This is a genomic window from Rhodanobacteraceae bacterium (assembly GCA_016713135.1).
Lineage (GTDB): Bacteria > Pseudomonadota > Gammaproteobacteria > Xanthomonadales > SZUA-5 > JADKFD01.
On record JADJPR010000003.1, the window covers coordinates 113,980 to 135,656 of the forward strand.

At 66.9% G+C, this 21,677-nt stretch carries 21 protein-coding genes; 17 read left to right on the forward strand and 4 right to left on the reverse strand.

Going from position 1 to position 21,677, the window contains the following annotated elements:
• Positions 1-27 precede the first annotated feature (27 nt).
• From IPK27_04715 to IPK27_04790, 16 genes are all read left to right on the forward strand, one after another.
• Positions 28-492 carry a chemotaxis protein CheW gene (locus IPK27_04715; protein ID MBK8066939.1) on the forward strand — a complete coding sequence of 155 codons (465 nt, stop codon included), beginning with the start codon at positions 28-30 and terminating at the stop codon, positions 490-492.
• A gap of 11 nt (positions 493-503) precedes the next feature.
• Positions 504-1,523: a DNA polymerase III subunit delta gene (gene holA, locus IPK27_04720; GenBank protein MBK8066940.1), complete on the forward strand. Its 1,020-nt coding sequence runs from the start codon at positions 504-506 to the stop codon at positions 1,521-1,523.
• Positions 1,520-2,176, forward strand: a complete 657-nt coding sequence (gene nadD, locus IPK27_04725) for a nicotinate-nucleotide adenylyltransferase (protein MBK8066941.1) — start codon at positions 1,520-1,522, stop codon at positions 2,174-2,176. The genes holA and nadD overlap by 4 nt, the downstream gene beginning before the upstream one ends.
• Positions 2,177-2,615: 439 nt before the next feature.
• Positions 2,616-2,918, forward strand: coding sequence for a ribosome silencing factor (gene rsfS / locus IPK27_04730; GenBank protein ID MBK8066942.1), 303 nt, complete (start codon positions 2,616-2,618; stop codon positions 2,916-2,918).
• A 9-nt stretch (positions 2,919-2,927) separates the two neighbouring features.
• Positions 2,928-3,398, forward strand: coding sequence for a 23S rRNA (pseudouridine(1915)-N(3))-methyltransferase RlmH (gene rlmH / locus IPK27_04735; protein MBK8066943.1), 471 nt, complete (start codon positions 2,928-2,930; stop codon positions 3,396-3,398).
• Between the two features lie 4 nt (positions 3,399-3,402).
• Positions 3,403-3,987: a septum formation inhibitor Maf gene (maf, locus tag IPK27_04740; protein ID MBK8066944.1), complete on the forward strand. Its 585-nt coding sequence runs from the start codon at positions 3,403-3,405 to the stop codon at positions 3,985-3,987.
• 143 nt (positions 3,988-4,130) lie between these two features.
• Positions 4,131-5,603, forward strand: a complete 1,473-nt coding sequence (rng, locus tag IPK27_04745; protein MBK8066945.1) for a ribonuclease G — start codon at positions 4,131-4,133, stop codon at positions 5,601-5,603.
• 25 nt (positions 5,604-5,628) lie between these two features.
• Positions 5,629-7,092, forward strand: coding sequence for a hypothetical protein (locus IPK27_04750; GenBank protein MBK8066946.1), 1,464 nt, complete (start codon positions 5,629-5,631; stop codon positions 7,090-7,092).
• Positions 6,992-9,490, forward strand: coding sequence for a hypothetical protein (locus IPK27_04755; protein ID MBK8066947.1), 2,499 nt, complete (start codon positions 6,992-6,994; stop codon positions 9,488-9,490). The genes IPK27_04750 and IPK27_04755 overlap by 101 nt, the downstream gene beginning before the upstream one ends.
• A gap of 95 nt (positions 9,491-9,585) precedes the next feature.
• Positions 9,586-10,386: a capsular biosynthesis protein gene (locus tag IPK27_04760; protein MBK8066948.1), complete on the forward strand. Its 801-nt coding sequence runs from the start codon at positions 9,586-9,588 to the stop codon at positions 10,384-10,386.
• Positions 10,387-10,415: 29 nt separating this feature from the next.
• Entirely contained in the window at positions 10,416-11,129 is a 714-nt protein-coding gene (locus tag IPK27_04765) for a polysaccharide export protein (protein ID MBK8066949.1), read from the forward strand.
• A gap of 90 nt (positions 11,130-11,219) precedes the next feature.
• A complete protein-coding gene (locus IPK27_04770; protein MBK8066950.1) occupies positions 11,220-13,457 on the forward strand; it encodes a polysaccharide biosynthesis tyrosine autokinase in 2,238 nt (745 codons plus the stop codon).
• Between the two features lie 163 nt (positions 13,458-13,620).
• The gene (locus IPK27_04775) at positions 13,621-14,547 is read left to right on the forward strand and encodes a DnaJ domain-containing protein (GenBank protein MBK8066951.1); all 927 of its coding nucleotides are present in this window, start codon (positions 13,621-13,623) and stop codon (positions 14,545-14,547) included.
• A gap of 232 nt (positions 14,548-14,779) precedes the next feature.
• Positions 14,780-15,562: a hypothetical protein gene (locus IPK27_04780; protein MBK8066952.1), complete on the forward strand. Its 783-nt coding sequence runs from the start codon at positions 14,780-14,782 to the stop codon at positions 15,560-15,562.
• A 90-nt stretch (positions 15,563-15,652) separates the two neighbouring features.
• Complete coding sequence (locus tag IPK27_04785; protein ID MBK8066953.1) at positions 15,653-16,855, forward strand: hypothetical protein; 1,203 nt, start codon at positions 15,653-15,655, stop codon at positions 16,853-16,855.
• A 12-nt stretch (positions 16,856-16,867) separates the two neighbouring features.
• Positions 16,868-17,713 (forward strand): hypothetical protein, encoded by an 846-nt coding sequence (locus IPK27_04790; protein ID MBK8066954.1) that lies wholly within the window; start codon positions 16,868-16,870, stop codon positions 17,711-17,713.
• A gap of 105 nt (positions 17,714-17,818) precedes the next feature.
• Here IPK27_04790 and IPK27_04795 read toward each other — a convergent pair whose 3' ends face one another.
• The 4 genes from IPK27_04795 to IPK27_04810 all read right to left on the reverse strand — a co-directional run bounded on the left by IPK27_04795 (position 17,819) and on the right by IPK27_04810 (position 20,949).
• On the reverse strand, positions 17,819-18,244 hold the full coding sequence (locus tag IPK27_04795; GenBank protein ID MBK8066955.1) for a nuclear transport factor 2 family protein: 426 nt from the start codon (positions 18,242-18,244) through the stop codon (positions 17,819-17,821).
• Positions 18,241-19,185, reverse strand: coding sequence for a carbohydrate kinase family protein (locus tag IPK27_04800; GenBank protein MBK8066956.1), 945 nt, complete (start codon positions 19,183-19,185; stop codon positions 18,241-18,243). The genes IPK27_04795 and IPK27_04800 overlap by 4 nt, the downstream gene beginning before the upstream one ends.
• 223 nt (positions 19,186-19,408) lie before the next feature.
• Positions 19,409-20,014, reverse strand: a complete 606-nt coding sequence (locus tag IPK27_04805) for a hypothetical protein (GenBank protein ID MBK8066957.1) — start codon at positions 20,012-20,014, stop codon at positions 19,409-19,411.
• Positions 20,011-20,949, reverse strand: a complete 939-nt coding sequence (locus IPK27_04810) for a LysR family transcriptional regulator (protein MBK8066958.1) — start codon at positions 20,947-20,949, stop codon at positions 20,011-20,013. Before IPK27_04810 ends, IPK27_04805 begins: the two co-directional genes overlap by 4 nt.
• 140 nt (positions 20,950-21,089) lie before the next feature.
• Here IPK27_04810 and IPK27_04815 point away from each other — a divergent pair, with 140 nt between their 5' ends.
• Entirely contained in the window at positions 21,090-21,674 is a 585-nt protein-coding gene (locus IPK27_04815) for a hypothetical protein (protein ID MBK8066959.1), read from the forward strand.
• Positions 21,675-21,677 lie beyond the last annotated feature (3 nt).

Consider the following 21,677-nt stretch of genomic DNA (forward strand, 5'->3'; position numbering starts at 1 on the left):
ATCCCGATCAACTGAGGTTCCAGGATCATGGCCGAACAAACCGAAATTCGCGGACTGATGATCCCGGTGACCAACGGTCGCGTGTTGCTGCCGAACGCCAGCGTCGCCGAGGTGATCACGCTGTCGACTCCGGAGAAGATTCCGAACGCGCCGGAATGGCTGATGGGCCGGGTCAACTGGCGTGGCTGGCGCATTCCCCTGTTCTCCTTCTCGTTGCTGGCCGGCATGTCGCTGGACGAGGGCTCGCGCGGTACTCGTGTGACCGTGCTGAAGGCTCTCAGCGGGCACCCGCGACTGCCCTACATCGCGATGCTGGCGCAGGGCTTCCCGCGCCTGACCACGCTCACGCCGGACACGCTGGTGCCGTCCAATGAGTCGATGCCGACGCGGCCAGGCGTGCTGATGAATGTCATGGTGCGCGACGACCAGGCGGTCATCCCGGACTTGGGACAGATCGAACAGCTGATCAGCGATTCGCTCGCCGCGGCCTGAGCTGCATCTGCATGCGCATCGGCTCCGCGGAACAGTTGCGCGAACACCTTGTCGGTCGCCTGCGTTCGGCCTACCTGATCGCCGGTGACGAACCGCTGCTGGTGCTGGAGGCAGTCGACCAGATCCGCAAAGCGGCGCTGGCTGCTGGTTGCAGCGAGCGCTTGGTGTTCGATGTGGTTTCCGGCTTCGACTGGGCCGACTGGCGCATGCAGGCGCGCTCCTATGGCCTGTTCGCCACCCAGCGACTGATCGAGCTGCGCCTGACCAGCGCGAAGCTGACCGTCGACGGTGCCGAGGCGGTGGCGGCCTTCGTCGCGGATCCTGGCGAGGACGTGTTGCTGATCCAGGCACCCGAGTGGAACAAGACGGCTGAGGGGCTGCCCTGGGTGGCGGCGATCGAGCGCGCTGGCGTCGTGGCGATCCAGCGGGCGCTGCGTGCCGAGGAACTTCCCGCGTGGTTGAGGGCACGGGCACGCCAGCTCGGCCTCGGCCTGGGCGAAGACGCCGTGCTCGAACTCGTCGCGCGGGTCGAAGGCAATCTGCTGGCCGCACAGCAGGAACTGAACAAGCTGGCGCTGCTCGCACCCGGCAAGCAGATCGACGCTGCGACCCTGGTCGACCTGGTGGCCGACAGCGCCCGCTACGACATCTTCGCCCTGTTCGACGCGGTGCTGGCCGGCCGCGGCGAGCGGGTTCGCCGCGTGCTTGCGGCCCTGCGCGCGGAAGGTTCGCATCCGGCCGAGATCTTCGGTTACCTCGCGAACCAGGTCGCTGCGCTGGCAGGCGCCGAGGCCCTGCGTGCGCGCGGTGCCTCGCTGCACGCCTGGTGGCCCACACGCGGAATCTTCGGTGCGCGCCAATCCGCATTCGAGCGAGCCTTGGGGCGTGGGTGGATCCAGCGCATGAATGAGGCGCAGCAGATCGACATGGCCTGCAAGGGCCGCTCGGCGGGCGAACCCTGGGTGGAACTCGAGCGCTGGCTCCTGCGCAGCACGCTGCCGGCCGCGCGCGCGGCGCGCTTCGCCGCATGAAGCCGCTGGCACTCCTCGGTGGCACCTTCGACCCGATCCACGTCGGGCATCTGCGCGCCGCCATCGAAGCGCGCGAGGCGCTCGCTGCGGAGGAACTCCGCCTTCTGCCGTGCGCCTTGCCGCCGCACCGGGAACAACCGCAGGTCGGCGCCGACCAACGCCTGGCGATGCTCGAAGCCGCGATCGCCGGGATTCCGGGATTGCGCAGCGACGATCGCGAACTCCGCCGCAGCGGACCTTCCTACACCTACGACACGCTGGTCGGCATGCGCGCCGAGGTCGGCGCGAAACGTCCGCTGGTGCTGGTCCTGGGGGCGGATGCCTTCGCTGGCCTGGCCACCTGGCACCGCTGGCGCGAGATTGTCTCGCTCGCCCACATCGCCGTGCTGACCCGCCCCGATGCGCACGGGTTGATCGACCCGCGAATCGAGGAATTGCTGGCGACCGCCGGCACCCAGGACGCCGCAAGCCTGCGCACGGCGCCCGCTGGCCGCGTCCTGCGGCTGCAGATTCCGCCGTTGCCGGTGTCGTCCACCCTGGTTCGCGAACGCCTGCGCGAAGGTCGCTGCGTGCGTTTCCTGGTCCCGGATGCGGTGATCGAGCTGATCCGGCGCCACGGCTGGTATGGCGCAGCGCCGGTCGCCAACCGCTGAACGCTGCCGCGGCGCCCGACCAGTGGCGCGCGGCAGCGGTTGCGCCGCGGACCTATAATTCCCGCCGTGTCCCACCCGAGGTTGTTCCGCATTGAATACCACGCGTAACCGGAAGTCCGCCCCCGCCGTCGAGTCCGCAGAGTCCGCGGCCGCCCCCAGCCCGAAGCGCGCGACCAAACCCAAGGCAAGCAAGGCTGCGACAACCAAACCAGCCGCCGCCAAACCGCGCCGTGCGGTGGAAAAAACCGAAGCCGCGGCGAAGCCGGTACGCAAGAAGGCGCCGGCGGCCAAGGACGGCGCCCAGCCGGCCGCGCCTGCCGCGCGCCCGGCGGCGGATGCAGCGCCCATCGCTGTGCCGAAGAAGAGCCGGGCAAAGAAGGTGTCCGAGCCGACCATCGACGTGCGCGTGCGCGACGCCGTGATCGCGCGGCTGGATGCGATGAAGGCGGTCGACCTCAGGATCATCGACGTGCGCGGCAAAACCAGTGTCACCGACTGCATCGTGATCGCCAGTGGCACCTCGACGCGCCATGTGAAATCGATGGGCGACGAGGTGGTGGTGACCGCCAAGAAGCACGGCATGCCACCGCTGGGCGTCGAGGGCGAAAAGGACGCCGAGTGGATGCTGGTCGACCTCGGCGACACCGTGGTCCATGTGATGCTTCCGCGCACTCGCGAGTTCTACGGCCTGGAGCGCCTGTGGACGCTCGCCGAGGAATCGCGCGCCGCCAGCGCCGTCTGAGCCCCGCTCTTGCGCGCGCACGTGCTGAGCATCGCCGAGCGCGCGCCTGCCTGGGTCAAGGAGGGCTTCGATGAGTACGCGCGACGGCTGGCCCACAAGTTGCCGCTGTCGCTGACCGAGTTGCCGCTCGGCGCGCGCGGCAAGAATGCCGATCTAAAGCGCGCCATGGCCGACGAAGGCCAGCGGATGCACGCCGCGCTACCTAGGAATGCGCGGGTCATCGCGCTCGACGGCCGCGGCGAGTCCTGGTCCAGCGAGGCCCTGGCCAAGCACCTGAACGCCTGGATGATCGACGGTCGCGACCTCTGCTTCCTGATCGGCGGGCCCGACGGATTGGCGCCGCAATGCTTGATGGTCGCGCACCAGAAATGGTCGCTCGGCCCGTTGACCCTGCCGCATGCGCTGGTACGCATCGTGCTGGCCGAGCAGCTCTACCGCGCGGTCAGCATGCTCGGAAACCACCCCTACCACCGCGCCTGATGCCATGCCGACCTTGATCCTCGCCTCGGCCTCGCCGCGCCGGTTGCAATTGCTGACCCAGATCGGCATCGGTGTCGACGTCATTCCCTGCGACTTGCCCGGAGTCAGGGCTGCCGGGGAATCGCCGTTGGCGTACAGCCAGCGGGTCTCGCGCGAGAAGGCCGAGGCCGGCTGGCGCGCAGCCGGTTGCCCGCGCGATCGCATCGCGCTCGGCGCCGACACGGAAGTGGTCCTGGGTGACCGCGTGTTCGGCAAGCCCGCTGACGCGGCCGACGCGCGCGCAATGCTCGCGGAACTCGCCGGTCGCGAGCACCAGGTGTTGAGCAGCGTTGCGCTGAGGGGCGCCAAAGTCGACCGCGTGCTCACCTCAACCACGACGGTGCGCTTCGCGGCGTTGACGCCCGAACAGATCGCGCGTTACGTCGACAGCGGCGAGTCGCTCGGTCGCGCCGGCGCGTATGCGATCCAGGGCCTCGCCGGCTGTTTCGTGGAGCGCATCGACGGCAGCTATTCCGGGGTCATGGGATTGCCGCTGTGCGAGACCACCGAACTGCTGCACGGGATCGGACTCGACCCTTTGCTGCGCTGAACCGGCGGTTGGCTGCGCCCGATGTTCAGCCTCGCCACACTCGCGGTTCATCGCCTCGCAGTTACTCTGGGTGGCCATGGATGGCCGCCACGCGCGCCCATCCGTTATAAGCCGATCATCCCGCTGCCGACCGCCAACGCCCCGTGTCCGAAGAAATCCTGATCAATGTCACTCCCCGTGAGACCCGCGTCGCGCTGGTGGAAAACGGCATGCTGCAGGAGGTCTACATCGAGCGCGCCCGGCGGCGCGGCTATGTCGGCAACATCTACAAGGGGCGCGTGTCGCGGGTGATGCCGGGCATGCAGGCGGCGTTCGTCGAGATCGGGCTGGAGCGCACGGCTTTCCTGCACGCCAACGACATCGCGCGCATGCCACAGGACCCGGAAGCCACAGATCCGCCGCAGACCGCCGTGCCGCCGATCGCGGAGCTGGTGCGCGAGGGCCAGGAGATCGTGGTCCAGGTGGTCAAGGACCCGATCGGCAGCAAGGGCGCGCGGCTCACCACGCATTTGTCGATTCCCTCGCGCTACCTGGTGCTGCTGCCCTACGCCCGCAGCCTCGGCGTGTCGGTGCGCATCGAGGACGAGGCCGAGCGCGCGCGCCTGAAGGAACTGATGCAGGCGAACAGCGCCGAACGCACCCAGGGCTACATCGTGCGCACCAACGCCGAGGGCGTCGGCGCCGAGCCACTGCGCGCCGACATGGCCTTTCTCGACCGCCTGTGGCTGTCGGTCGGCGATGACATGGCGCGCGCCAAGGTGGGCGAGCGCATCTACGAGGAACTGCCGCTGTCGCTGCGTGCGCTGCGCGACTTCCTCAAGCCGCATGTGGAGAAGGTGCGCATCGACTCGCGCGAGACCTTCGACCGCGCGGTGCGCTTCACCGAGGAATTCATCCCCGAGTACACCGAGCGTCTGGAGCACTACCCGGGCGAGCGCCCGATCTTCGACCTGTACGGCGTCGAGGACGAGATCCAGCGCGCGCTGCGCAAGGAGACGCCGCTGAAGTCGGGCGGCTACCTGATCATCGACCAGACCGAGGCGATGACCACCATCGACGTCAACACCGGCGGTTTCCTTGGGCACCGCAACCTCGAGGAGACGGTGTACAAGACCAATCTGGAAGCGGCCCAGTCGATTGCGCGGCAACTGCGGCTGCGCAACCTCGGCGGCATCATCATCATCGATTTCATCGACATGACCGATGACGAGCACAAGCGCCAGGTGCTGCGCACGCTCGAGAAGTCGCTCGCTCGCGACCACGCGAAAACCACCACCTATGAAATGAGTCCGCTGGGCTTGGTGGAAATGACCCGCAAGCGCACCACCGAGAGCCTCGAGCGCCAGTTATGCGAGCCGTGTGCGGCCTGCGCCGGGCGCGGCACGGTCAAGTCGGCGGAAACCGTGGGCTACGAGATCTTCCGCGAGATCACCCGCGCGGTGCGCCAGTTCGAGGCGCGCAGCGTGCTGGTGCTGGCCTCGCCGACGGTGGTGCAGCGCGTGCTCGACGAAGAATCTGCGGCTCTGGTCGAACTGGAAGGATTCATCGGCAAGCCGATCCGGTTCCAGCCGGAAGAGCAGTATTCGCCGGAACAGTACGACGTGGTTGTGCTGTGACCAGCATGAACCGGCGAGGCTGCAGGTGAAATCGGCGCAGCGCCGTCTGCGCCGGCTGCGCCGCTGGCTGTCGGCGAGCGTCGCCGCATTGCTCGTGAGCGCTGCAGCGCTGATGGCGTCGGGACGGCTGCTGGTTCCCTGGTTGATCGACTCGCCGGAACAGGTCGCTGGCTGGCTCAGCGAGCGGATCGGGCGCAGTGTCGAGCTGGAATCGGTTTCGGCCTATTGGGATGGCCCCGGCCCGGTGTTGGACCTCGGCGGATTGAAGATCTCCGCGATGGCCGGGGAGCAAGCCGCGATCACCCTCGGTCGTGCCCGGGTCCATACCGATGTGTACGCGCTGCTGCTCCCCGGAAGACATTTGATCCGCGACTTCCTGCTGGTGGATGCCAGCCTGGCGCTGGTGCGCGAGACCGATGGCAGGGTCACGCTGGAGGGGTTCGGGCGCAGCGTGCCTGGTGGCCAGGGGCTCTCTCAATGGCTCGGCCGGGTCGGGCACGTCGGCCTTAGCGGCGGGCGCCTGGGCCTGGTCGACCGCGCCAGCGGGCGCAGCTTCGAACTGGATGCGGTCGAACTCCGGATGCGCCAGCAGGGCGACCGGCTGACGCTGGGACTGGAGCGACACGCGGCGGTCGGCGACGGCCGGCTGAGGGTCGTGCTGGAACAGCGCGGGCCGTTGCAGTGGCCGCCGCGCGACGCAGAGCTGTACCTGGAGGCCGCCCGCTTCCCGATCGCCGATCTCGGTGGCCTGAGCGCGGCCTTCGATATCCAGGTGCGTACAGGTGTCCTCGACGGCCAACAATGGACCGGCTGGCGCGAGCGCGGATTGGCGTCCTCGGTGGGCGACTGGCAGGTGCAGGGTCTGGTGCTCTCGGCACCCGGTTTCGACTGGACCGACGGTGGCATTGTCGAGCCAAACCTGCATCTCGAGGCGGGGCGCCTGGTCCTCGATGGTCGCGACGATGGAACGGGCTTCGTGGCCGACATCCAGCTCAGGGCCGGCGAAGACGGCGCGGCACCGGAGACTGCAATCAGCTTGCGAATGCCGCACGGAGGCGGTGTGCGGGTGACTGCGAGCGATTTATCCTTGGCGGTGCTCGCGGGCACGGCGCAATTGGTCTCGGCACTCCCGTCGAAGCTGCGGTCGGGGCTGTATGTCGCCCAGCCGCAGGGCGTGATCCGCGAACTGATGGCCCGTGTCGAGGATGGCCGCTGGCAGGTGCACGCCGATGTCGCGGATGTCTCGCTGCGCCCGGCCGCGCCACGCTGGCCCGCGGTACAAGACCTCGACCTCAACCTCTCCGGCGGACGCGGCGGGCGTCGTTGTCCGGGTGAACGCGGATGCCATGCAATTCGCCATCCCCGGAGTTTTCCGGGAGCCGGTCGACGTGGCATCGCTCGACGGGCTGGCAGGCATCTACGCGAGCGCCGGGGGGTGGACCACCGAAGTACCGATCGCGCGCGTCCAGGGCGTTGGTTTCGCCGCTGACCTGGCGTTGCGAGTCGACCAGGATCCGGACAGCGGCCCCCTGCTGCAGGCTGTTGCGCACGTGCCGGGCGCCGAGATCGAGGCCGCCAAGGCCTTCTGGGCGATCAACAGGATGCCGCCGCGGACAGTCCAGTGGCTGGACGCGGCGCTCGGCGTCGGTCACGTCGACACCGGCCAGGTGGTGTTCCGCGGCGCCCTGCGTGACTGGCCATTCGTCGACCACCAGGGGCGTTTCGAGGCGCGCTTCGCGGTCTCTGGCGCCGGCCTTGACTACCACCCGGACTGGCCCGCGGCCCAGGACCTGAGCGCGGAAGGCGCGTTCATCAATTCCAGCATGGTGATCGATTCGGCCACGGGAACCTTGCTCGGCAATCGCGTGGTGCGCGGTCGCGGCGGCATCCCGGCGATGAAGGATCCGATCCTCGAACTCGATCTCGGTGGGGTCGGCGACGCCGCGAACTGGCTGCAGCTGATGAAGGCCTCGCCTTTGCGGCGCAGCCATGCGGACGTCCTGTTCGGCATGGACATGCGCGGACCGGCCTCGGTGGACGCGAAGATCATCATTCCTTTGCGGCCGGACCTGGGCCGCAGCAGCGTGGAAGGCAAGGCGCTGCTGGATGGAATCGCATTCAGCGACACCAAGTGGGACCTGGAATTCGCCGAGGTGCGCGGCCGCGCTGACTTCAGCGATTCGGGCTTCGCCGCCGATCGCCTGACGCTGGACCTTGGTGGCCACGGCGGCGAGTTGTCGCTGGCGGTTGGCGCATTCAGCTCCGACCCGGCGCTGCAGGTGGAGGCCGCGCTGCATGGGCAGGTATCGGCGCAGGCACTGTTCGGGCATCACGCCCAACTGGCGACAATCCTTGGCCAGGTCTCCGGCAGCGCCGCCTGGGATGTCGATGTCAAGGTGCCGCGCAAGCTGCTGAATGGCGCACCGGTGCGCTCGCAGATCCGCTACCGTTCGGATCTTGTGGGCATCGCGGTCGCGTTCCCGACGCCGCTCGGCAAGCCGGCCGAGACCCGGTTGCCGCTGCAACTGATGGTCGAACTGTCATCCGACGAGGCGGTCGCGCCCCAACTGCGCCTGGACCTCGGCGACCGCGCGCGGCTGCTGGCCGTGGTCGGAACGCGCACTTCGGATTTCCGCGGGCAACTCCAGCTCGGAGCGGAGGTCCCGCGAGACCTGCCGGCGCGCGGCCTGCGCGTGTCCGGTCGTGCGGACGAGATCGACGTGGCCGGCTGGGCCGGTTGGGTATTCGCGACGACCACCGGAGCGCCTGGGGATGCTGTGCTGTCCGATATCGATGTCGGCATTGGTGGGGCAGACCACCTGCGCCTCGATCGCAGCGAAGGCCCTTGGGTCCTGCATCTGGACGGGCCCACTGCCGCGGGACAGGTGCGTTTCGAGGGCGAGGGCGAGCGCCCGGCCGCGGTGGTCGCCCAGTTCGAGCGCTTGCACCTGCCTGAGCCGGGGGCGGGCGTCGGCGAGATGTCGATCACGCCAGCCATGGTGCCGACCTTGCATTTGTGGGTTCGCGACCTGCGCATCGGCGATGCACAGCTCGGCGAGGCGCGCCTGGAGGCCTTCGCCAGCGACGGCGGACTGCGCGTGGACCTGCTTGAAGCGCGCTCGCCGCATTTGCAGATCCACGCCAGCGGCGATTGGTCGATGACGGCCGGTGGCGCCCAGTCGCGCTTCAAGATCCGCATGGTCGCGGAGGATCTGGGGCGGATGCTGAGCGGACTCGGTTTCGCCGGGGTCATTGCCGGCGGCCAGACGCTTGCGGAGATCGACGCCCACTGGCGCGGCGCTCCCTACGCCTTCGCGCTGGAGCGGCTCAGCGGATTCATCGATGTGTCGATCGGCCAGGGGCGCTTCCTCGATGTCGACCCCGGCGCCGGGCGGATCTTCGGATTGCTGTCGCTGCGTGAGTTGCCGCGTCGCCTGACCCTGGATTTCCGCGACCTGTTCCAGACCGGCATGAGTTTCGATCGCATCGAAGGCCGCTTCCAGCTCGCTGACGGCAATGCCTGGACCGAGAACCTGACGGTCCGCGGGCCGGCAGCGGATATCCTGATCATCGGTCGCACCGGCCTGGCGTCGCGCGACTACGACCAGCAGGTCATGGTGGCGCCGCATGTTTCAGGCATGCTGCCGGTCATCGGCGGTCTCGCTGCAGGACCGGTGGGCGCCGCGGCAGGCTTCCTGGCGCAGGGCATGGTGACCCAGGGCGACGACATCGAGAGTTCTTCACGGGTTCACTACAGCATCGCCGGATCATGGGAGAAGCCCGTGGTGGCGCGCCTGACCCCGGTGCGTCCGGATGCGCCGGTGCGTCGGCGCGAGAGCAGCCCGCCGGGGCGGGCTTGGTGTTCCCCTCGCCGCTCGGGCCACTAGCAGGTGGGCTCGCTTGAAGTAGGCTAAGCTCGAAAGCGCGGCGCAGGTGGCGCGGCGAGAATCTGGATGTTGCCGAAGGTGGGTGGACACATACGATGATCGACCTGCATTGCCATCTGTTGCCGGGCATCGATGACGGCGCCAAGGACCTGGCCACCTCACTGGAGATGGCGCGGGTGGCCGTGGCCGATGGCATCCATACGATTGCCTGCACTCCGCACATCTACCCGGGTTTGTACGAGAACGACGCTGCTGGCATTCGTCGGGGCATCGCCGCGCTGCAGAGGGAGCTGGACCATGCCGGCATCGCGCTGAAACTGGTCGAGGGCGCCGATGTGCACCTGACGCCAGACTTGGTGGCCGGGATCAAGGCCGACCGCATTCCGCGCCTGAACCGCACGCGCTATCTGTTGCTGGAACCGCCACACCACGTCGCACCGCCGCGCTTCGAGGAGCAGGTGTTCAACCTGCAGGCGCATGGATTCGTACCCTTGATCACGCATCCGGAACGGCTGACGTGGATCGAGGACAACTACCCGATGTTCCTGCGCCTTGCGCGCGCCGGCGCCTGGCTGCAGATCACGGCCGGCGCGTTGACCGGCCGCTTCGGCCGGCGGCCGAAGTACTGGTCGCAACGACTGCTCGACGAAGGTCCGGTGCACATCATTGCCAGCGACGCGCACAGCGTGCACCGGCGCCCGCCCTTGCTGGCCGAGGCGCAGGTGGCCGCAGCGAGGCAGGTCGGCGACGACGAGGCCTGGGCGCTGGTGCGTGAACGGCCACAGGCGGTGCTGAAGAATCTTGCCCCGGAAGCGCTGCACCCTGCCACCCGACCTCCGGCGGGACTCGTCGCCAGAACGACCGGGTTTGTGCGGCGATGGCTGGGTCGCGGATAATGCCCAAATGTGAAATGGAGATGCCCTTGATGTTCCTCAGAGTCTGCCTGTGCCTTGCGCTGCTCTGCCTCGCTGCCTGTGCTGGCGACGGCATGCGCGACGTGCGCGACGGCCGTGCGCGGATGGTGACCACGACCGACACCTTGCGACCACCAGACACCACAGGTGCCACCGGCGCCTACGAGGGGGTTTCCGAATACCGGCTCGGCGCGCGCGATGTACTTGATATCGAGGTCTACCAGATGGCCGAATTGACCCGCCGGGTGCGAGTCAATTCGAAGGGCATGATCTCTCTGCCACTTCTTGGACCGATCAAGGCGGTCGGAAAGACCGCGTCGGAACTCGAAGACGAGATCACCAGGTTGCTCGCGGACGACTTCCTCCAGGATCCGCAGGTCACGGTGTTCGTCGCCGAGTACACCAGCCAGCAGATCACCGTCGAAGGTGCCGTCAATGCCCCGGGGATCTACCCGCTGAACGGAAAGACCAGCTTGCTGCAGGCGATCGTGCGTGCTGGCGGCGTCAGCGAGTACGCCAACCCGCGCGGCATCATCATCTTTCGCGTGATCGACGGCCAGCGCATGGCGGCGGTGTTCGACCTGCGCGAGATCCGCGGCGGCAATGCGGAGGATCCGCAGGTCTATGGCGACGATCTGATCGTCATCGATGAATCGGGGTCGAAATCGGCCTGGCGGACCCTGCTCGGCGCGATGCCCGTACTGGGCATGTTCCGCGTCTTCTGAACAGTCCGCGCCAGCGATCCATTTCCGGAGCAAGACATGCAGGATGCAGTACCCAACCATGACCCGGCTCGTGGGAATCTCCCCGCGGCGTTGCCTTCCCGTAGCCAGCAACTGGCCCTGCTGGATCCGCGCACGCAGGCCCTGTCCACTTTGCTGCGCGGCGGCGGTGGGGAAGGGGACCAGGATGAGGGCGGTCTCGACCTGCTGAAGTACTGGCATGTCATCGTCAAGCGCAAGTGGACGGTGCTCAGCGTTTTCGTGATCGTGCTGCTGACCGGCGTGATGATGACGATGCTGACCACGCCGATGTACCGTGCCACGGCGACCGTGCAGATCGAGCGCCAGGCCGCGCGGGTAGTCAATGTGCCAGGCATGGAGCCGATCGAAGGCATCTACGACTTCGAATTCTACGAAACCCAGTTCCAGTTGCTGCGCAGCCGATCGATGGCCGAGAAGGTCGCCGCGGGCCTCGATCCTGAGGACCCCGTGTTCGCGGTCATGAGCGCTCCGTCGCCGATGGCCAAGCTGATGCAGATCGTCCTTGGCTTCGGCGATGACGATGGCGCCAGGTCGATCCCGGAACAGAAGCGCCAGGATCTGGTCAATCTGGTGCGCTACGGCCTGACCGTGGAGCCGGTACCGAGGTCGCGCCTGGTACGCCTGCATTTCGACAGCCCGGAAGCCGCGTTGTCGGCAACCATCGCCAACGCGGTGGCCACCGGTTTCATCGAGTCCAACATGGAACGGCGGATCGACAACAGCTCCTACGCGCGTGAGTTTCTCGAAGATCGCCTGGAGCAGGTCAAGCTAAAGCTCCAGGACTCCGAGCAGGCCCTAGCCGACTATGCGCAAAAAGAGCAGATCATCAATATCGAGGGTCGCGAGACGATGCTGTCGAACGACCTGACCTCCCTGCGCGCAGCGCTGACGACGGCGCGCCAGGAGCGCATCGATGCCGAGGCGCGCATGCGGCAGGGGAGTGGGGTCAGTGCTTACTCGCATCCATTGATGCTGCAGAACGAGGGGGTGCAGGCGCTGCGCGCGACACGCGGCAAGCTGGAGGCGGAGTACCAGGAGAAATTGCTGGTCTACAAGCCCGGCTATCCGTTGATGGTTCAGATCCGGAGCCAGATCGAACAGATCGACAAGCAACTGGACGCCGAGGTCAAGCTGATCAAGTCGGGCCTGACAGCGGCCTATGAAGCTGCGCGCGACAAGGAGTCGATGCTCCAGGCGCAGGTCGACCAATTGGCGAAATCGGTGCTGGAAGTGCAGGGCAGCACCACCAACTTCACCCTGCTGGAACGCGAAGTCGAGACCAATCGGCAGCTCTACGATGCCCTGCTGCAGCGGTACAAGGAAATCGGCATCACCTCCAGCGTGGATTCCAACAACGTCAGCATCGTGGATACGGCGTTGCCCCCAGGTGGTCCTTACGCGCCGAATGTATTTCGCAATGTGCTGATGTCCCTGATGCTGGGACTGGTGCTTGGTGTGTTGCTTGCGCTGTTGTTCGAGTTCCTGGACGACACTCTGAAGCGACCGGACGAGATCGAGAAGCATCTGGGCATCGGCGTGCTCGGCGTGATTCCGAAGCTCGAGGGTGTCGGTCCCGAGGAGGCTTCGCTGGACCCGCGTTCGGCTTTCTCCGAGGCTTACCGTTCGGTGCGTACATCGCTGCAGTTCTCCACCGAGGCCGGTGTGCCCAAGGTATTGCTGGTCACCAGCGCGTCGGCCGCGGAAGGCAAGACCACCACGGCGTTGACCTTGGCGCGCAACTTTGCGCAGCTCGGACGCCGCGTCCTGCTGATCGACGGAGACCTGCGCAATCCTTCCCTGCACCGGGTGCTGGGTTGCGACAATTCGGTTGGCCTGTCCAACTTCCTGGCCGGCAGCATCAAGCCCGCCGCCGCGATCAAGCCGACCAAGACGCTGCGCCTCACCTTCATCCCCTCGGGGCCGCTGCCGCCGAATCCGGCGGAACTGCTGGCGGGTCCGAAGATGGTCTCGCTGCTCAGCCTTGCCGGCGAGAAGTTCGACCAGGTCATCATCGACGGCCCGCCCATCATGGGACTGGCGGACTCGCCGATATTGTCCAACTTGTCCTCAGGTACCCTGCTGGTCATCGAGGGTGGCGGTACGCGCATCGCAACCGCGAAAGAGGCGCTGAAGCGATTGATTGGCGCCCGCGCGCACGTGGTAGGCGCGCTGATCACCAAGTTCGACGCGCGCGTTGCCGGCTACGGCTACGGCTATGGCGGTGACTATGGTGGCTACCAGTACTATGCATACGGTGGCTCGACGCCGGCCCGATTGACCAAGGACTGATCGCGTGCGTCTGACGCCCGACTGCCGCAACTGCACCCAGCTGTCCGTGGTCTCGGGCCGCGCGCCTGATGCTCTCGGCGCCACTTGCCGGGCGCGTCTGCAGCGGCCGTTCGCAGCAGCCTGCGCCGGATGTCGCCGTCATTCCCCTTACGGGTGCTGATCCGTGCCCCAGGCCGCCCTCGATCTGGTCTTGGCGCTCTTCAGGGATCCTGGCCTGGTGGCGGAGTTCCGCGAGCGCGCGCTGCCGGGTGACATCGGGCAAGTCATCCGCATCGCAGCCGGGGAGGGCGCGGCGACTGATGCTGCCGTGGAGGCGACCGGATTGCCTGCCGAGACCTTGGGTGAGGCTTGCGTGTTCTTCCTGCAGCAGATGCTGTTTGCGCCAGGAGCGGATTCATACCGGGTTCTCGGGGCACTTCCCGAAGACCCCCAGGAACGCTTGCGCGAACACTATCGCTGGTTGATGAAATGGCTGCACCCCGACCGCAATCAGGATGGCTGGGAGGCCGTCTATGCGGAACGTGTCACGACTGCCTGGCAGGATTTGAAGACACCAGACCGACGCGCCGAATACGATGAGCGCGCGCCATCCGTTGCGCTGCCGATGGTGCCGGTGTCCCAGTCGGGTTGGCGCCTGCCGGTCGCTGACTCGGTGCCGCGGGGACCCTTGCTCTCCGGTCGAGTCGTTCGCAATCTTCCGGGCATTGTGTTGGGCACTCTCGCCAGCCTGGCGGTCTTGATGGTTGCTGCGACTTACTGGGCGCGCTCGAGCGCGGAACGCCACTGGTCGGACCGCGAGGCAATTCGCGAACCGACGGGTTCCCAGCTTGTCCCGGAGCCGCCGGCGACAACTGCCGATGCCGCGGACCCCACGCCTGCTGCCCTGGCGACTGACGGCGGTGATCCGGCAAGCACAGACAAGCTGCCGGCGCTGTCCGGGGAAGCGGTTACCAGCCCCCAGGTGAGCTCGCAAATGCTCGTGCTGGCGGATGATCCACAATCGCCGCGGGCATCCGAAGCGGTGGCGATCGCGCCTGATGTTGCGACCGCCCCCCGTGGTGGCGCTCCCTCCCGCAGCCGAGGCCGCTGACGGCGCGACTGAACTCGACTTGCCGCTTGCGCGGGAAGCGGCGGCTCCCGCGGCTGACGTTGCGACCGAACCCCCCGTGGTGGCGCTCGCAGCCGCTGCCGGAGCCGACGCGATTGATCCGGATTTGCCGCTTGCGAAGGAAACGGTGGCTTCCGCGCACGATGCCGAAACCGATCACGTCTCGGTTGCCCGAGCCGACCCAATCAAGACGACGGTGTCGCAACCTGAGCAAGTGGCGACGGACGCTGTCGCCCAGGCAGCCCCCGAGCAGGCAGATTCGCCGCCGTCGCCCGCGTACACGCCCCAGGCACCGGCACCGGCATCGGTGTTCGTGACTGCGCCCGAGCGCCGTCCCGCTTCGACTGCGCCGGCATTGCCGCCGCCGGCCGTGTCGCTGGTGATCGCGGCTTCGCCCGAGCGCAACCACCCGCCCGTTTCCGCCGAAGGCGAGATCTCGCCGCTGTCAGCGGATGCGACTTCGGCCGGCAACAGTCTGGTCAGTTCGCCGGCACGATCGGAGCCCGATTCTGTTCCCTCGGATCCGGTCGTACCGACCATCGCCGTGAATGTGCCGGTGCCAGCGCCGGCGGAATCCGAGCCCGCAGACGAACCCGCAGCCCCAACAACTGCAGTGGCCAATCCGGTCGCGACTCAGGCGAGCGTCGCCCCGGCGCAAGGCCGTGCCGAGGAACTGGTTCGTGAGTTCGTCGCCGCCTATGCCGCAGGTGACCGCGGGCGCTTCGACCGCCTGGTGACTGCAAGTGGTCGCGATCAGCCCGCGCTGGCTGACATGCGTCGACGTTTCGACACGACCGAAATGCGCTTCCTCGAGATCTCCCAGGTGCAGTGGCGGCTGGATGCGGATACCGCGCAGGCCTCTGCAAGTTTTCGCGACACCTATGTTCCGCGCGGCTCCCGACGAGCGGTGACCGAGGCAGGACGGATTGCCTGGGAGATCCGCATCGAGGATGGGAATCACCGCATCGCGGGGCTCGCACGCAATGCTGCACGCTGACAAGGCGGGCATCTCGGCCGCGGGTCCGTGGTCTACGCCAGCCGGTCGCTACGACCGATGAGGCGCGTGCCACGAACGATCATCGCGGCTGTGGCGCTCGGTGCGCTTTGGCTGGTGCTGGTCCGCGGCTATGCAGATTATCTGGCGCGGCCCCTCCCCGAGCGCGCGCTCACGCTCGACAGCGCCCAGCCCGAGGCCTTGGTGCGATCGGCGGAAAGCGCGCTGCGGCAGGGGCGCGCCGACCTTGCGCTTTCGCTCGCGCAGCGTGCCTTGCGCACCCAACCTCTCGAGGGTCGCGCCTTGCGTGTGCTGGGCGCTGTTGCCGAGCTGAGCGGGGATCGCGACGCCGCGAATGCGCTGATGCAGGCTGCTGCAGCCAGGGCCCCGCGCGATTCGGCCACTCAGTTCTGGCTTGCCATCAATGCATTGGCCGACCGCGACCTCGATCGCGCGCTGGCCAAGCTCGACCGCCTCGTGCGCGTCGAACCGGAATTGCAGGGAGATGTGTTTCCGATTCTCGCGACAGTGGCGACCAACCCTGTGGGCGCGCGCGCCATGGCAGGCTATCTCATCGCTGACAGCCCGTGGCGTGCCAGTTTCCTCTCCGGCTTGATCAGCCAGGCGGGCGTGGCCGACCTGCGACGCCTCTTTCGTGCGATCGAGGCGGCAGGAGGGCGACTCACGGACGAGGAATTCGACCAGTTCGCGATGCGCCTCTGGGGCGCGCGCCAATGGCGCAGCCTGCGCGCCTGGATCAAGCATCGCTCACCTGGTCCGAGCGCTACGCTGGTCCACGACGGCGGCTTCGACGGCGATGGCCGCGGACCCTTTCTGGGCTGGAGCCAGCGACGCGTTGCCGGAGCGGACACCCAGATCGCGGCCAACGCGGGCAACGGGCGAACCGCGCTGAGGGTGAGTTTCCATGATCGTCGGGTGCCGTATGCGCACGTCGAGCAGGCCCTGCTGTTGCCGCCGGGACGCTACCGGCTGTCGGTGCAGGCGCGCCCGGTCGATCTGAAGACGGCACTCGGCATTGGCTGGGTGCTGTCCTGTGTCGAAAACGGCAAGACCCTGGGCCAGACCGAATCACTCCTCGGAAGCAGCGACTGGCGTCCCACCAGCGCGCACTTCGAAGTCCCCGAGAATGATTGCGGCGGGCAGACACTGGTGCTCAAGCTCGCCGCGCGTATCGCCGCGGAACAACAGGCCGCAGGCGTGATCTGGTTCGACGACCTCAGCATCACGCCCGAAACCGTCTCTGTGTCACCGGGAGCGGCCGAAAGCGGTGGCTGATAAACTGTCGACATGCGCACGAGCTTGAGCTTGGTGTGCGTTCAGGCTAAGCTGCGAGCCAAATATTCTGTCGTTGGTGGGGTCGAGCGCATGAATGCGATTGCGAGCGGTGTGGGAATTCTTGCCCTGAGCTTGCTCGGCGCAACCGCGGTGACGGCCCAGGATTCGGATGCAGGCAAGGAAGTGGGGCGCTTGCAGGATGTCCAGGGTACCGTGCTGTTGAAGAAGGGCGATCAGTCGATCCCGGTTGTCGAGGGCCAGCCGCTGATGGCCGACGACGAAGTCCTCGTGACCGAGGGTGCGCGGGCACTGGTGGTGTTCAACGACGGTTGCGATCTGGAACTCGCCGAGGAGGAGGTCTACGAGGTCTCCCGACGCTCTCCCTGTGCGATGCTCTGGTGGGCGGCTCCGGCGGCGGCAGGCGTTTCCTGCGGCGCCGCGCACGCACAAAAATCGAATAACTCGCGTACGCTGGCGGCGGTTGGACTCGCGGCAGGTGGCGCGCTGATGGGGACGTCGCAGGGGCGCGAAACCGATTTCCGTGAATATGCTGCCGCGCTGGAGTCGGCCGAAGGCGATGTGCTTGCGACCAACAAGGACCAGCAGTTGGAGGCGATCCGCCCTGGTACCCGCTTGCATGCCGATCAGGAAATTCTGGTCAAGTCCGGAGCCAAGGCTCTGATCCGCTTCGACGACGGCTGCACCACCGAGATCCAGGTGGGCGAGGACGAGGAAGACCGCTACATCATTCCGCACAACTCGCCATGTTTCACGCCGGGAACCTGGTGGGCCAGCACCGCGGCGGCTGCCGGATTGTGTGTCACTGCGGAGAACGAGGACGACGTTTCCTCGCCCTGAGCGGGGCCTCCTCAGTTGCGTCTGCGAAGCGCCGCCCAAAAGCGGCGCTTCGTCATTCTGGACAGCGTTCTGCAATCCTGTCGCGCGCTGCCAGCGTGCGTCCGATCAGTCGAGCCGCGAAACCTGCGCGATCCAGTCCTGCAGGTTGTAGTAGTTGGTGACGCGTGCGATGCGTCCGTCAACGATGTCGAAGAAGGCCCCGCCCGGTAGCCGGTAGCGCTGTCCACGCGCAGGCGGCAGGCCTTCATCGCCCGACAGGTACTGGCCGCTGACCACATACTCCGCAGCCGCGTGACGCCCGTCAGGACTGGCGAGGACGCGCACCTCGGACAGCACTTCCAGGTAGCAGCGTGCCATCCGCTGCAGGAAGGCACGGAAGCGCTCGCGGCCGACTTGGCGTTCGCCCTGGTTGAGGTCGTGCGCCACATTCTCGGCCAGCAGTTCCAGCATGCCTTCCCAGTCCGCGCGGTTGAACGCAGTGTAGTAGCGTGCGATCAGCTCGCGGGTCGCGTGGGCGGAATCCTGGCTCATTCGAAGCGGTACCCGAACTCGATGCGGAAACGCTCGAGGAATTCCTCGCGCGTGAAGCGCTGGTTCTGGGTGCCGGGCTGCTCGATCTTGATGGCGCCCATCAGCGAGGCGATGCGCCCACTGGTTTCGAAATCGAGGTTGTTCATCAGCCCGTAGATCAGGCCGGCACGATAGGCATCGCCGCAACCGGTCGGGTCGACGACCGCCGAAGCCTTCGCCGTCGGGATCTCGATGACGCCTTCGCGGGTGTACCAACGCGAACCCTCGCCGCCGCGGGTGACGATGTACGCCGACACCTTCTGGGCGATCTGCTCCGGCGTCCAGCCGGTGCGCTCGCTGAGCAACTGGGACTCGTAATCGTTCACCGAGACATAGGTCGCATTCTCGATGAAGTTGCGGAATTCCTCGCCATTGAACAGCGGCAGCGCCTGACCTGGGTCGAAGATGAAGGGCACGCCCATCGCCCTGAACTCGGCAGCGTGCTGCAGCATCGCGTCGCGGTTGTCCGGCGCGACGATGCCAAAGGAGATGCCGCGCACATCCTGCACGTGCGCGCCGTGGCTCTGGGTCATTGCGCCCGGATGAAAGGCGGTGATCTGGTTGTCGTCCAGGTCGGTGGTGATGTAGGCCTGGGCGGTGTAGTAATCGGGCAGTTCGCGCACGCAGCGCAGATCGACGCCGAGCGCCTCGAAATGCGCGCGGTAGGGCTCGAAGTCGCGCCCGACCGCGCCGAAGGGCACCGGGTACCCGCCGAGCAATTTGAGGTTGTAGCTGATGTTGCCGGCGCAGCCGCCGAACTCGCGCCGCAGCGTCGGGACGTAGAAGGCCACGCTCAACATGTGCACCTTGTCGGCGAGGATGTGGTTCTTGAAGCGGTCCTCGAACACCATGATGGTGTCGTAGGCCATCGAGCCACAGATCAGGGCTTGCTTGGGCGCCATGCGGGTTGCAGTCCGGACAGGGAAAAATCAGCGGGAGACTAGCGCGGAAGGGGGCGGGAGGTCACCCGGATTTGGCGGGAACCGGTCGCCCCTGCCGATGCGCTTGTCCGCGCATCGAACTGTCGCGTACCCGTGACTGCATTTTTGTCCGCGAAGGACGCCAAGGACGCAAGAGCGTCTTCGATTGCGCAGCATCCCCATGCTGCGACTCCCGGTGCCTGCCTCAGCGCACCACTGCCACTGCTTGCAGCAGCAGCAACTCGCAAGCGCCGTTGCCGGTGTCCTCGCGCGTCAGGGAAGACCGCCAGTGCCAGCCATCCCCGCGACGGGCCTCCACCAGCAGGCCTTCGAGGTAGATGATTTGCCCCGCGCGTACCTTGCGGAGTGCGGACTCGACACCGCGGTCGGCCGGGATGATGTGGACGTTGGCCGCCGAGCGGACGATCTCATCCGGCGGAATCGGCGGTTCATGGGACCAGCGGTAAGTGAAGAACCGGGCGCCCTGATCGACACTGAGCTGGTCGATGACCGCCGTATCGGACATGCGGCCCCAGCCAATGGCGAAGTCCAGCGGCGACAGCGCCGCGCCTTCGTCGAAGCGGTAGCTGAGGCGCGACAGCAGGCGCGATTCGGCCCTGAACTCGGCCAACGGGGTCAGTTCGAAATCGCCATGGCGGATGCTCGGCCGGCTGCCGATCTCGCGCTGTACCGGTGGCCTGGGAGCGAGCACGCCCGGTGGGCGCTCGATTGGCGAGGGCTCGCGCGTGTGCAGGTGCCAGAGGGCGCCGCCAGTACAGATCGCCAGGATCAGCAGGTGCTCGCGCTTCATCGCCGCCGGGTGGTCTTGCCGGAACCTGGTGAGAACGTTCCAAGCACGCGCTGACCCGCCTGCGCAATGATTGCGGCGATGGCATGCATCAGCGGCTCGCGCGCATCGCTGCGTCGCCACAGGAGGCCCAACTGGCGCTTCGGCACCGGGTCGCCGAAAGAACGCAGCACAAGGTTTTCGTTGACTGCAACCGGCGGCATCACCGCGAGTTGCGGCAGCAAGGTGACACCGACATTGGCGGCGACCATCTGCCTCAGCGTCTCCAGGCTGGTGGCGCGGAAGCCGCTGCGCTCGGCCGCGCCGCCCAATTCGCAGAGTGCGAGCGCCTGGGTGCGCATGCAGTGACCCTCTTCCAGCAGCAGCACCTCACGGTTGCGCAGATCGCTCATGCGCACGCTGGGCGGAAAGTCACTGGCGCGTTCGCGCGGCAGCGCCAACAGAAAGGGTTCCTCGAACAGCAGGGCGGCGGTCATCGCATCGTCGCCGGCGGGTAGCGCAAGCACCGCGGCGTCGAGGTCGCCGCGCTCCAGCTGCGCCAGCAGCTCCTCGGTCTTTTCCTCCACAAGCAGCAGTTCCAGGCGCGGGAAACGCTGGTGCAGCGCCGGCACCGCGTGCGGCAGCAGGTAGGGTCCGAGGGTCGGAAAGATCCCCAGGCGCACACTGCCGGCTTCCGGATCGCGCGCGCTCCGTGCGATCTCGCGGATCGCGTCGACCTGCATGAGGACGTTGCGCGCCCGCGCAACGATCGCCTCACCTGCGCTGGTCAGCAGCACGCTGCGCGGCTGGCGCTCGAAGATCTGCACATCGAGTTCTTCCTCGAGCTTCTTGATCTGGGTCGACAGCGTGGGCTGGCTGGCGAAGGAGGCCTCGGCGGCGCGGCCGAAATGCTTGTGGTCGGCGAGGGCCACCAGGTATTTCAAGTCGCGCAGGTTCATCGCTTGTCGCCGCAGGATTCTGCCACCGATCTTATCGTAACCATTCGTCCGCGGAGATTGATCCGGGGCAAGCGCTGGCCGGCGGTCAATCGCTGCGCCGCCGGCCTATCATTCGTGGCGCGTGCACCATCAGGTCGACCATGAACGACGTCACCAATCCCTCCAGCGTCCCGGGAAAGTCGCACCTCGGGATGCGCGAACCGTTCCAGGGCATCCTCGGCCGCAACACCGCCGATTATTCGATCATGGCTGCGCAGCGCCACCACGTGGCGCTCAGCCACATGGCGGATGCCAAGGCCAATCTGATCATCACCGTCTCATCCATCGTCCTGACCATCGCGCTCGGGCGGGTCAACGATCCGGAACTGCGCACCAGCATGCTCACCCTGGCCGGCTTCACCCTCGTGGCGTTGCTGCTGGCGATCCTCGCGGTGCTGCCCAAATACCGGCCATTGCGCCTGAAGGATCCGGACAACCTGCCGAACTATTTCAACATCATGTTTTTCGGGCATTTTTCGGAGATCCCTCGGGAGCAGTTCTTCCGCCTGTGGGCGGACGCGCTGCGCACCGATGCGGCGGTCTACGAAAACCTTGCCAACGACCTGTACTCGATCGGCATTTACCTCGCGCGGCACAAGTACCGCTACCTGCGTTTCAGCTATGTGTTCTTCCTGACCGGCTTCGTCGTTGCGGCGGTCGAGCAGGTGATCCGCTTCGCGACCTGAGGC